The sequence below is a fragment of the Nitrospira sp. genome, assembly GCA_030653545.1.
Lineage (GTDB): Bacteria > Nitrospirota > Nitrospiria > Nitrospirales > Nitrospiraceae > Nitrospira_D.
Window position 1 is genome coordinate 132,288 of record JAURZE010000024.1, and the last position, 12,509, is coordinate 144,796.

A 12,509-nucleotide genomic window follows, 5' to 3' on the forward strand; every position below is an offset into this window, starting at 1 on the left:
GAAGCGGACCGAGCGTCCCCTATGAAAAACTTTAATCAACGATTCAAGCTCCGGGACTCCGATCGCCATATCAGACTGCTGTATACACAGTTTCTGCTCTTGATGTTGATCGGGTTTTTATTTTCGTTTTTTTGGGCTCACAGCATGACCAGCTTGTCGCCACAAGGCATTGCAGAACACTATCGGGGATCGGATGCCACCTTCGGCGAGCCGATGTCGTTCCGCGAACTGGCGGAGGTCACGCATTTTCACCTCTTCACCATGCCGGTCGTCTTCATGATTCTCGTCCATGTGCTGTATTTGACGAGCGCCAGCCAGGCCATGAAGATTTGGATGACATGGCTCTCCTTTGCCGGCGTGGGGCTGGATTTACTGTCGCCCTGGCTGATCAGCTACGTGTCGCCCGTCTTCGTGTTGACTATGTTGACCGGCGATACGCTGATGATGGTGACGTTTTTGATCATGATGTGGATTCCCATGCACGAAATGTGGATTCTCAAGCAGCCCCTCATGGGAGGGAAACGTCCCGAGGAGACCTAGCGGTAAGCAGCGCGGTCCTGACAATCTAGAACGGCCAGAGGTTTTTCACCCAGAGCCCAAGATCACGAGCGTGGTCTTGGGCTTTGTGTTTAGTGAGAAAGGAGACACTATGCGTATCGAGAGTCCCGACCGAATTCACCCCGGCATCCTCGCCATTCAGCGAGAGCTGGACAAAATTGACCGCCTCCGCCTGCCCATCGCATCCTGCCGGGATGTTGAACGCATCCTGATACGCCAGGTGACGAAGGAGCTTGATCGTGCACTCCCCTGGCAGGCAGGCCACGGACGGCGTACCGCAAGGATCGCCAGAGCAATCGGACGGGAGATCGATCTGCCATCGGCCGACCTGCATCACCTCACCCTGGCGGCCTATCTGCACGACATCGGGCTTCTGATGCTGCCGCCCAGCCTCATGGACAGCGCCGCCCCCCTCGAACCGGACACCTATGTGGCCGTCCAAAATCACTGCCGAATCGGCGCGGCGCTCTTAGAACCCTATGCGTTCCTGCAGGAAGCGGCGATTCTTGTCGCGCATCACCATGAACGCTGGGACGGCACCGGCTACCCTTACGGTATCAGAGGGCCCTTTATCCCGCTTGGCGCAAGAATTCTCTCGGTTGCCGACGCGTACGACGCCATCCGAGTTCCCGAAGCCAGCGACAAGGCCCTGCGCGACCTCATCGCCTCACGCATTCTACGCGTAGCCGCCGGCACACAATTCGATCCGACCATCGTCGCGGCGCTGACACGTTGCCTCGAGCATCGGAAGTTCGACAATGACGGCAGCGGAGTGGGAGCCATGACATCCCACTTCACAGGCGGGGGCCCTCAGTCCTCCTGGGGCCCCCCGCCCTATTTGTCTCCGAAACGATAAGGGAGCAGCCTCAAAGAAATTTCACCTTGGGCCAAAGAAGCCTTGACAAAATAACATCAGCTTCTGTATTGATAATGATTATCGGTTTTATAAATGAGCTCGGCGCACCAGCGCTATCGCTTATAGGCCAAAGCACTTGATGCTAGAGCCCACCGTCGCTGTCCAGCGGCCGTGGGCTTTTTGTTTTCTACGCAACACCGTAAGCGAGTCCGCTCATTACATCGGGGCCAGAGGAACGTGATTCCGGAGCCCATGCGTAACGCAAGTTGCGTATGGGCTTTGTTGTAACAGGAGACCCATGAAAATCCGTGAACCTCGCATGCGTGGCAGTGAGCATTCTGTCGATATTGCCACCGACATCCGTTGCGCCTGCAGCAACATGATCGGTCGGCTGACACAGCGAGGCATCGAAGTGAAATGTCGTCGTTGCAAACGAATCCATGTGATTCCACTGTCAGTCCTCGACAAGTTCCACCACGAGTCAAAGTGACTGACGGCCAAGTGCAACCAGCCGTAGCAACGAACATAGCGGGAACATTGCGTGCGGAAACAATCGCTGACGAAGAGCAACCACACTAGGTTTAGAAGCACGACTAGAACCTGCGGCTGTAATGCTGTGAAATCGTAACCATGCGATCAAGCAAGTCGTTGACGCCGTTCGAAGCCTGGCATTCGGCCAAGTCAGTCTAGAGGTAGCGAAATCATGACCGCGCAAATCCTGGATCCGCCAGATCACATTCGCCTTCAATGGCACGGCTGGTCCTATTCGCTCATCATGCACGCAGTTATAGCTGTAGGGGCGATGGCTTTCCTTTCCTCCATTGATGCGACGCTCCCTTCCGAGCAGTTTTCCTGGAACGTGGCGATGGTTGAACCACCGAAACCCCAACCGCAATTTGAAACACTCACTGACGCCAGGTCTGCGCCCGCACCGACGCCGCCGAAACAGCAAGTCGTTAAATCCCCCCCCCCTCAGCCGACGGTTGAGCGGATCCAACCGATTCAGCAAATGGTCTCACAAAAGATCATGCAGCGGCAGATCCCCCAAACCGTCCAAACCACGAGTCCCGTCAGGACCGTGAACCAAACAGCCTCCACTATCGTATCCCAACCAGTCCAGCACAACGCCACCAGCAAAACCATTACCTCGACCACGGAACGGGAAACGGTCTTCCACGAAGAACCGGCCGTGACCACAATCGCAGCGCTCCAACAAATAGGGACCCCGGTCCACGCAGATGGCCTCGTCACCCACCAAACTGAAGAACCTGTCATACAGGATGGGGCCATTGAAGCCGGCAGTGAAGCGGTCGCACGGTCACAGCCAATTGTAAGCCAATCGGCAGTGGAGGCTATTGCCGAATCCCCGACAATCCGCCAGACCAGCGAGTCTGCTGCCTCGACACCGCAGGCCTCTATCGAACAACAGGTTGCGCACGTCCCTCAAGCCAGAGCACTGCCGACGACGAGAACTGATTATGGGTGGTTGATGAAGGCTTTGCTGGGGCGCATCAATGACCTCAAGAAATATCCTGTGGTCGCCCGCGTCAATCATTGGGAAGGGCTGGTGGTTCTGAAAGCTGTGATCGCAGAGGACGGCAATGTCGTGTCGATTGATATCCACGAAAGCTCAGGCCGCGTCATTCTCGACAACGATGCCATCGAAACCTTGCGCAAGGCCGCTCCAATCAAATTGGAACATCCACTGGGAAAACCGCAAGTGGCGATTCTGATGCCGATCAGTTATTCGCTCCGCTAGACAAGATTGGCGAAGAATGGAGAGCACTGTGAACACTTCTAACTTATACCATCCTAGAAGCCGCCAGCCTGCCGCATTTCTCGGGCTATTAACTGCCTTTGATTGGCTACCTCGTGCAGCTCAGCCCCATGAGAACATGGCGCGGAAAATTGAATTCTCGTCGCTTACCGAACAGGCAAAGGTGCAATGGGCCCGAGCCGCAACAGTTTCGCTGGCAGGAGCGATCCAAAGCGCGCTGCTCAGTCGCCAGTCAGGCGATTCAGGCAACATTTGAGTCACTCAAGGTACATCTTCTCTATGAAATCGCAATCGTGACAGAAGAAGGGAACGTTGTGGAAGCATTCAATAATTCCCAGTCCGGAACAGTCATCGAAGCAGGAGGAAACAAGTGACACACTCATTACCGACTCGAGCTCTTTGTTTATCCGTCATCACCGCAGCCTTTCTGTTCGTTCCACTGTTAACCCAGGCGTTAGCGCAACAGAAAGCTGACAAGGTCTTCTCGGCAGTCGTCACGGATGCCCAAGGGATTGACACCGACGTAAGGAACATCCTCTTCTATTGGGAAGAGAAAGTCAGCGAGACAGCCTTCGTCCCGCATGAGCTACGGCATGTCCCTGTGAAACGAGGTACTGCGACCGTCAACGTGAAATTCGATACCATCAAGCAAATCGAGATCAAGCCAGGGGCAAATAACAGCCTGGCCAGCCTGACGATCAGCCTGGCCAATGGAAAAAGCGCCGAATTCGGACTCGCTATCGATGGGAAATTTAAGGGAGAGTCTGATTTCGGCGAAGTTGAATTACCCGCAACCGGGCTCAAGAAAATCGTATTCAAGTAATGGCGTACGCGAATAAAGATAGTTACCGGCCGTTTCCACTCAGAGGCCCACAGGCTCAGCTCTTCTGCTGCCTTCGCGCCCGATCTTTTAACTCTTCACTCACATAATTTACCCAACGGAGGCCGCAATGAGCCCTTGTTTCTTCGCATTGAAACTGAGAACGGTATTCAAAATCGACAGACTACTACTACTACTGCTCGCGCTGCTTCTCACTGGCTGGCAGCCGGCGAATGCAGAGGAAATCGTCGACGTCCCCTCGCCAGTCACTACGACGACGGCAAAAGAACTTGAAGATAAACCGATCAAGGCTCCCTTGACCGAAGTGATCGGGACAGCAGCAGACGCCCTGGACCATATTCCCGGTTCCGGCCGCGTCGTGACGCAGGAATCGATTCAGCGCAACCAGCGGCTTACGGTCAACGAGGCACTGCGCGAAGTTCCCGGCGTCAACGTCCGCGACGAAGACGGATTTGGCCTTCGACCGAATATCGGCATTCGCGGACTTAACCCAACGAGAAGCACAAAAGTCCATATCATGGAAGACGGCGTGCCTATTATGCTGCTGCCGTACGGAGACCCGTCATCCTATTACTTTCCCCCGTTGCAGCGCTTCGACCGGATAGAAGTGTTGAAGGGCAGCGGCCAGCTGCTCTATGGTCCGCAAAGCATCGGCGGCGTCATCAACATGATCACGCGAATGCCGCCGGCAACTCCCGAAGGGCATTTTCAGCTGATGGGAGGCAATCTCTCCTATCTCAGCTCGCATTTCGACTACGGAGGGATGTGGGGAAAGAGCGGGTATATGCTGGATGTCAATCACTATCAGGGCACCACGCCGCGTTTTTTCAATCAGAGGGCCAAAGTAGACGACATCACGTTTAAGACCGTTCAGGAGTTGAGCGACCGCACAACCATTCTGGCCAAATTCAATTACTACCGCGAAGATTCCACGATCGGTTACCAAGGATTGACCGAGAGTCAGTACGCCACCGATGCGCATCGGAACGACTTCAACAACGACGTTATGGATTTTCGCCGGATCGGCTTCCATGTCGCGGTTAACCATATGTTCAACGCAAGCCTCACCTCGACCACCAATTTCTTCGGCCACTATATCGATCGGGTATGGGGCCGCCAAATGATCGACTCCGACGGAGTCGCTGGCTCAGCTTGTACAGTTAGCGCCACCGGTGGCGTCGGTGGGGGCTGCCAAACAGGCAACGGCCTCGCAGCCGGAGTGACGCAAGCGATTCCAGCCAATGGCCGTTTTATCAATGATCGCAAGTACTGGGTGTACGGAGTGGAACCCCGGTTTCATCTGACCCATGGCCTGTTCGGCATTCGGTCCGAAGCCGACTTCGGCACGAGATACATGAATGAACGGTCACAGCGAACCCAGTTCCTGAATGCGCTATCCGGGGTTGGCACAACCTGCGCGAATGCCGGAGGCGGACAAACAGGATGTCTTGGAGAGAATACGACCCGTCAAACCAACGCTTTCGCCTTATTTTTTCAAAATCGTTTCTTCATAACCGATAACTTCACCATTACACCGGGCTTCCGCGTCGAGCACGTAAACTACGACCAAGTCGACAATCGGGCCAATAGCGGATCAGGAGCCTTCTCGAAGACCCATATTACCGAAGTGCTCCCTGGGATCGGCGCCACTTATACGCCAATCAAGAACTACACGTTCTTCGCGGGAGTTCATCGGGGGTTTGCGCCGCCGCAGATTTCCGACGCCATTCAGTCCAACGTCGTCGTCGACCTGGATGCCGAGTTGAGCTGGAACTACGAAATCGGCATCCGCGGCAATCCGATTCCATGGGCTTGGTTTGAAATGACCGGCTTCCGCATGGACTTTGAAAATCAGATCGTCAATCAGTCCGTCGCCGGCGGAACCGGTGCGACCAACACGAACGCCGGGCGGACGGCCCACATGGGCGTCGAGTTCGGCACGAAGCTCGATCTGCTCGATGCTATCAAAGGGCAAGATCCCAATGAAGATATCACGATTGATATCAACTACACCTGGCTGGGCCAAGCGGAGTTCCGCGGCACCCGCAACAGCTCCATCACAGGAGCGGCGCTGCTGGCGGGCGAGGCCGCTGCCTTCAACACTAACGGGAATCGCCTTCCCTATGCTCCGAGAAATACAGTAACCGCCGGGATCGGCTATGCCAATCGCAATTGGGGATTCGATGGGCGAGTAGAGACCCAATGCATCAGCGATATGTTCGGAGATGACCGCAATACCTATATTCCAACCCCCAATGGCCAACGCGGTATCGTCAAGGGATGGTGCGTGGTCAATGCGGCGGTCAATCAGTATGTCAAGCCGATCAAAACGACGTTCTTCCTGGTCGGTAAGAACTTGTTCGATCAGACGTTTATCGTCGATCGGACGCGCGGTATTTATCCCGGCCTCCCCTTGCTCGTGCAGGGCGGTGCGCGCTGGACATTCTAATCATCGGCGATACGGGACGGGCCGCCTTGCGGCCCGTCCGACCCGATAGAGGGACCCATGTGAATCGACAACATAATCAAGAACTCGAGGAAACTATGAGCAACGGCGCCGCCGATCCATGCCACCAAGACAGCGAGTGTCGTTGCCTCTGCGGAGCGCTCATGGCGCGCCTCACACTCGAAGGAATCGAGTTGAAGTGCAAACGTTGCCGGCGACTCCTGACCATTCCTTTCTCCCGTATCAACGGGTGGGCATTGCAGCAGCATCGCAACTGATTTCTGTCGACAGTAAAGGCGGCCAGAGGTTTTTCACCCAGAGCCCAAGATCACGAGCGTGGTCTTGGGCTCTGTGGTTTTTGAGAAAGGAGTAGCTATGCGCGTCGAGAGTCTCAATCAGATTCACCCCGGCGTCCTCGCCATTCAACGGGAACTGGACAAAATCGACCGCCTCCGCCTGCCCATAACATCACGCCGGGATGTCGAACGCATCCTGGTGCGCCAGGTGACGAAGGGGCTTGATCGCGCACTCCCCTGGCAGGCGGGTCACGGACGGCGTACCGCGACGATCGCCCTGGCCGTCGCACGGGAGATCGGCCTGTCCTCTGACGACCTGCATCACCTCACGCTTGCGGCCTATCTGCATGACGTCGGACTCCTGATGCTGCCGCCCGGCCTGATGGACAGCACGGCATTCCTCGAACCGGACACCTACGTGGCCGTCCAAAATCACTGCCGGATCGGCGCGGCGCTCTTAGAACCCTATGCGTTTCTGCAAGAGGCGGCAATTCTCGTCGCGTATCACCATGAACGTTGGGACGGCACCGGCTATCCCTATGGCATCAGAGGGCCCTTTATCCCGCTAGGCGCAAGAATTCTCTCGGTCGCCGACGCGTTCGACGCCATCCAAGTTCCCGAGGCCACCGACAGTCCCCTGCGCGATCTCATTGCCTCGCGCATTCTGCGCGTAGCGGCCGGTACCCAATTCGATCCGACCATCGTAGAGGCGTTAACGAGGAGCCTCGACCATCGGAAGACCGACGGCGACTGCAGCGGAGTATGATCAAGGACCAGCCGGCGCCCTCCACGCGCCGGTATCGGAGTGGGAGCCATGACCTCCCACTTCACGGGCGGGGGCCCTCAGTCCTCCTGGGGCCCCCCGCCCATTCTATTGGCTACGACTTGATCTGCTCGGCAAGATAGGCAGGAAGCCCGACTTGGGCGATTGTGGCGAGTTGTCGCTCAAAGTAATCCACATGCTCTTCTGAATCTACCACCATCTCTTCCAGCTTTTGCCGGGTGGTAAAGTCACTGACCTTGGCGGCATGGACGATCGCCTTCCGCAGCATCTCCACATCTTCCTGTTCGAACGCCAGATTGGTCTCAAATAAATCTTTGACCGATCGCCCGCCCTTCACCGTTTCCAACGATCCGACATCCGGCTGGCCGCCCAGATACAATATGTGACGGACCAGCTGCCCGGAATGGGTCACTTCTTCCGTATACAAATGCTGGAACTTGTCAGCCAGTCGCTCATAGCCCCAATGGCGACACAGTTCCGCATGGAGCAGATATTGATGCACGGCAGTCAGTTCGGCGGTGAGGATCTTCCCGAGTTGTTCCAGAATCCCGTCTTTCGCTTTCATCAGCACGCATCCTTTCCTGACCTGTACGACTCGTCTCCGGGTTAGCTGTCTTTCTTGATCTGCTCCGCGAGATAGTTTTCCAGCCCGACTTGCTTGATGGTTTCCATCTGGGTTTCAATCCAGTCAATATGGGCATCGACGTCCTTCGCCATCTCTTCCAACATATGGCGAGTCGTAAAATCGGTCACCTTCACGCAATGCACGACGCCCTCATTCAATAACGCCAACATTTCCTGCTCGGCCTTCAGATCCAGCTTGAGCTGTTCCGAGACCGTCTCGCCGACATGCACGGTATTCATGCGCTGCACATTCGGCACGCCTTCGAGATAGAGGATGTGCCCGATGAGCTCATCGGCATCCTTCATTTCATCGATGCTGCGCTCGCGCACCTTATGCTGCAACCGTTCGAAGCCCCAGTTTTCGCACATCTTGGCATGCACAAAATACTGATTGATGGCTGTCAGATCAGCCGTCAGCACCTTATTGAGAATATTGATGACGCCCTCTTTTGCTTTCATAGTTTGTTCCCCCTTTCACAGTTTGGGTAGGCCCGCAGATCAGGGGCTCAGAGTTATCGGATGACGCCACACGAAGGTTCATTATCGTCCGCAGCCAAGCGGTCGTCAACCGGAGAGATTCTGACTGGGAGGGGAAGAGCGCCGAACGTGATGAGTCTGCTTCTCAGTTTCGATGCAGAGGAGAAGGATTACCTGACGACACGCCCGTACAGCAGCGCGACTTATCCGGCCTCGCGATAGCCGCATTCTTCATTGCGGCACTGCACACTCCGTCCGGCCTGCTTGCTGACTTTTTCAATCAGGAACGGCGCCTGGCACGTCGGACAGGTCTTATTGATCGGGCGATCCCACAACGCATACTCACACTTCGGATAGTTGCTGCATGCGAAGAAGGAACGGCCCTTCTTTGTGCGCTTCTGAACGAGGTCTCCGCCACAGTCCGGCTGCGGACATTTCACGCCAAGCGCGAGAGGCTTGGTGGTTTTACACTCGGGATAGGCTGAACAGGCTATGAACTTGCCGAACCGCCCGGTCTTCACCACCATGGCACTCCCGCACTTGTCACACTTCTGATCGGTCGTCAGTTCGATCTTCGGCACGATCTTGATCGTGCCATCTTCGAGCTTCTGAAAATTCTGCGTGTTCTTGCAGGGCGGATCCGCCTTATAGGCCGGGCATGCCAGGAACTTTCCATTCCGGCCCCACTTAATCTCCATCATCTTTCCGCATTTTTCACAGGGCACATCCGTGGGCGGCTCTACGATATCCTTCGGACCGGGAATCGTCTTCGCCCGTTCGAGCTCCTTGGTGAATGGCGTATAGAAATCGCGCACCGCCGTGACCCAGGGCTTCGTTCCCCCTTCCACCTCGTCAAGCTGCTCCTCAAGATGCGACGTAAAGTCCACATTGATCAGCTCGGGGAACCCCTTCATCAAGTAATCGTGAACGGTCTTACCGGTTTCCGTCGGCACCAGCCGACCCTCGGTCTTCTCGACATATTTGCGGTCTTGAATCGTGGAAATGATGGCCGCATAGGTCGAGGGACGGCCGATGCCTTTTTCTTCCAGCTCCTTGATCAACAGGGCTTCATTGTACCGGGGAGGCGGCTGAGTGAAGTGCTGCTTTGACGTCAGTCCGATCGCCGATTCTCCATCCTGCTGAACCAACCGCAGCTGTTCCCCTTCGGACAGAGCCGGCAGCTGGCGATCATTGTCATCGTCCGTTTCCTGATCGGCTTTCGGCTTTTCAGTCGGGAGCTCCTTATCGACGCCCTCCATATAGACAATCGTGTGGCCGGGGAACTTCACGACCGTGCCGGTGGAACGGAATCCATACTTCACCGGCGTCCCCACCGGGGTCGAATCGATCCGCGTCACGTCGAGGACAGCCGGCACCATTTGTGACGCGATGAATCGATTCCAGATCAACTTATAGAGGTTGTACTGATCCTGGTCGAGATACTGGCGAATCGAATCCGGATCGCGAGCCGCCGAGGTAGGCCTGACAGCTTCGTGCGCTTCCTGAGCAGCCTTCTGGGTTTTATAGATGTTCGGCGTCGCCGGAAGATACTCTGATCCAAATCTTGCCTGGATGACTTCCCGCGCCTCGGTCATCGCCTCATTGGAAATGCGCGGCGAGTCGGTTCTCATATAGGTGATCAGACCGGTGGCCCCTTCAGCCCCAATCTCCATACCCTCGTAGAGCTGCTGCGCAAGGGTCATGGTTTTCTTGGGCGAGAAATGCAGCTTCCGGGAGGCTTCCTGCTGGAGACGGCTGGTGATGAACGGCGCAACCGGGTTCCGCTTTTTCTCCCGGCGCTCGATGGACTCAACAACAAACGTCTTCCCTTGAATGTGTTCGACCACGCGCGCGGCTTGTTCACCATTCTCGATCGAAGCGGCTTCACCATTGATGCTATGGAGCTTGGCTTCGAATGAGGGCGGATTGGCGCCGGACAACAACGCAATGATCGACCAGTACTCTTCAGTCCTGAAGGCCTCCCGCTCCGCTTCGCGTTCGCAAATCAACCGCATGGCGACCGACTGCACGCGCCCCATACTAAGCCCGCGCCGGACCTTGGTCCACAAGAGCTGACTGCCTTGATACCCGACGATGCGATCCAGGATACGGCGGGCCTGCTGAGCGTTGACCAGATTCATGTCGATTTCACCGGGCGATTCAAGCGCGCGCTTGACGGCCGTCTTGGTGATCTCGTTGAACAAGACGCGAAAGATCTTTCCGCCTTGTTTCTTTTTGGACTTGCCGAGCAACTCCTGCTCCAGATGCCAGGCAATCGCCTCCCCTTCACGATCAGGGTCGGGCGCCAGGAAAATTTTGTCGGCTTCTTCGGCTTTCTTTTTGATATCGGCAAGAACTTTTGCCTTGCCCTTGATGGTCACATACTGCGGTTCGAAATCGTGTTCGAGGTCAACGCCCAACTTACTCGTCGGGAGATCTTTGATATGGCCGACCGAGGCCATCACGGTATACCCGCGGCCTAGATATTTCGTAATCGTCCTCGCCTTGGTCGGCGACTCGACGATGATTAACGTTTTTGCCATGAGAGCTCCATCTTCAGATCACACTACTTCCCATCACGTACCAAACTTTTCACCATCCTGCAACAGGAATACACTCGCCCACAGGTTAGCGGCGCAGGTATTGCGGACCGGGTAGCTGTCGCACATAACCGCGAAGCTCCAGCGCCAGCATCGTCGCGGTGACCTGCGCGGCACTGAGTCCGGTCCGTTCAATCACGGCATCAACCGATTGCGCCTCGTGAGAAAGCACCTCATAGATACGCCTTTCGTCCGGTCCTAATTCTCCAAGCGCCGACGAGGCCGTCTCCCCAATCATCATACGGACACGAAGTGCAGGCTCAACTTGCGGCAGCAACTCTCCTATCATATCCGCCGCGCACTCGACCAATCTGGCGCCCTCCTTGATCAGTCCATTCGACCCGCGGCACCGTGCTTCCTTGACAGACCCCGGAAGGGCAAACACATCGCGCCCCTGCTCCAGCGCCAACTTGGCGGTAATGAGCGATCCGCTGTTCATCGCTGCCTCTGCCACGAGCACCCCGACCGATAGACCGCTGATAATCCGATTCCGTCTCGGAAAATGATGACTCTGCGGCGGCGAGCCTACCGGGAGTTCCGCCAATACCGCCCCCTGCGTCTCAATCTGCCTGCGCAATTGATCATGTTCCGGTGGATACGTTTGATCCACCCCGCAGCCAAGGACGGCAATCGTGCGGCCCTTCCCCGCCAACGCGCCGCGATGGGCCGCAGCATCGATTCCCCGCGCCATCCCGCTGACAATGGTCCAGCCGCCTCTAGCTAACTCCTGGGCAATCTCTTCCGTTATGGCCTTCCCCGCGGTGGTCGCAGACCGCCCTCCGACAATTGCCAGAGCCATCCCATCTTGTTCATGGAGCGCGCCCGTGTAATACAGCAATGGTGGAGGATCAGAAATCGCCTTCAGCCGCTTCGGGTATAAGGAATCGGTCAGCGTAATGACCTGGATACGGAGCCGTTCGACCATCTTCACCTGACGATCGATGAGCTGACGGACCTTGAGATCCGGTCCTCGCCTGATCGCCTCAGCGAGCTCGGCACTGCACCCGACACGTTTCAGATCCTCTACAGGGGAGGCCAGCACACCTGCCGGAGTCCCGAACGCGTACACTAATTTGAGAACGGTTCGATCACCGACTCCGTCGATCGACTGGAGAAGCAGCCAGGATGTGAGCTGAATGGAATCCATGCGACAGGCCTGCGCGGGAGAGCTTGCGTGAGGCTGAATGCACGTGCGTGGCACGGACGCGCACGCCCCTGCCCCCACGACCGGACTAGGACTACATATTGCT

11 protein-coding genes are annotated in these 12,509 nt (G+C 56.3%); 7 read left to right on the forward strand and 4 right to left on the reverse strand.

Annotated features, from left to right (window positions below; genetic code table 11):
* Nucleotides 1–21: 21 nt before the first annotated feature.
* From Q7U39_10810 to Q7U39_10840, 7 genes are all read left to right on the forward strand, one after another.
* Nucleotides 22–540: a hypothetical protein gene (locus Q7U39_10810; GenBank protein ID MDO9118442.1), complete on the forward strand. Its 519-nt coding sequence runs from the start codon at nucleotides 22–24 to the stop codon at nucleotides 538–540.
* 109 nt (nucleotides 541–649) lie between these two features.
* On the forward strand, nucleotides 650–1,414 hold the full coding sequence (locus Q7U39_10815; GenBank protein ID MDO9118443.1) for an HD domain-containing phosphohydrolase: 765 nt from the start codon (nucleotides 650–652) through the stop codon (nucleotides 1,412–1,414).
* A gap of 298 nt (nucleotides 1,415–1,712) precedes the next feature.
* Complete coding sequence (locus Q7U39_10820; protein ID MDO9118444.1) at nucleotides 1,713–1,904, forward strand: hypothetical protein; 192 nt, start codon at nucleotides 1,713–1,715, stop codon at nucleotides 1,902–1,904.
* 213 nt (nucleotides 1,905–2,117) lie between these two features.
* Nucleotides 2,118–3,173, forward strand: a complete 1,056-nt coding sequence (locus Q7U39_10825) for a TonB family protein (protein MDO9118445.1) — start codon at nucleotides 2,118–2,120, stop codon at nucleotides 3,171–3,173.
* A 388-nt stretch (nucleotides 3,174–3,561) separates the two neighbouring features.
* Nucleotides 3,562–4,014, forward strand: a complete 453-nt coding sequence (locus tag Q7U39_10830; protein ID MDO9118446.1) for a hypothetical protein — start codon at nucleotides 3,562–3,564, stop codon at nucleotides 4,012–4,014.
* A gap of 127 nt (nucleotides 4,015–4,141) precedes the next feature.
* Nucleotides 4,142–6,481 (forward strand): TonB-dependent receptor, encoded by a 2,340-nt coding sequence (locus Q7U39_10835; GenBank protein MDO9118447.1) that lies wholly within the window; start codon nucleotides 4,142–4,144, stop codon nucleotides 6,479–6,481.
* A 372-nt stretch (nucleotides 6,482–6,853) separates the two neighbouring features.
* The gene (locus tag Q7U39_10840) at nucleotides 6,854–7,540 is read left to right on the forward strand and encodes an HD domain-containing phosphohydrolase (protein ID MDO9118448.1); all 687 of its coding nucleotides are present in this window, start codon (nucleotides 6,854–6,856) and stop codon (nucleotides 7,538–7,540) included.
* Nucleotides 7,541–7,652: 112 nt separating this feature from the next.
* On the opposite strand, the gene bfr (Q7U39_10845) is transcribed toward Q7U39_10840, so the two are convergent.
* The 4 genes from bfr (Q7U39_10845) to dprA all read right to left on the reverse strand — a co-directional run bounded on the left by bfr (Q7U39_10845) (nucleotide 7,653) and on the right by dprA (nucleotide 12,406).
* Nucleotides 7,653–8,123: a bacterioferritin gene (gene bfr, locus Q7U39_10845; GenBank protein ID MDO9118449.1), complete on the reverse strand. Its 471-nt coding sequence runs from the start codon at nucleotides 8,121–8,123 to the stop codon at nucleotides 7,653–7,655.
* A 41-nt stretch (nucleotides 8,124–8,164) separates the two neighbouring features.
* Nucleotides 8,165–8,641, reverse strand: a complete 477-nt coding sequence (bfr, locus tag Q7U39_10850; protein MDO9118450.1) for a bacterioferritin — start codon at nucleotides 8,639–8,641, stop codon at nucleotides 8,165–8,167.
* A gap of 221 nt (nucleotides 8,642–8,862) precedes the next feature.
* Entirely contained in the window at nucleotides 8,863–11,202 is a 2,340-nt protein-coding gene (gene topA, locus Q7U39_10855) for a type I DNA topoisomerase (GenBank protein ID MDO9118451.1), read from the reverse strand.
* An 85-nt stretch (nucleotides 11,203–11,287) separates the two neighbouring features.
* Nucleotides 11,288–12,406, reverse strand: coding sequence for a DNA-processing protein DprA (gene dprA, locus Q7U39_10860; GenBank protein MDO9118452.1), 1,119 nt, complete (start codon nucleotides 12,404–12,406; stop codon nucleotides 11,288–11,290).
* Nucleotides 12,407–12,509 lie beyond the last annotated feature (103 nt).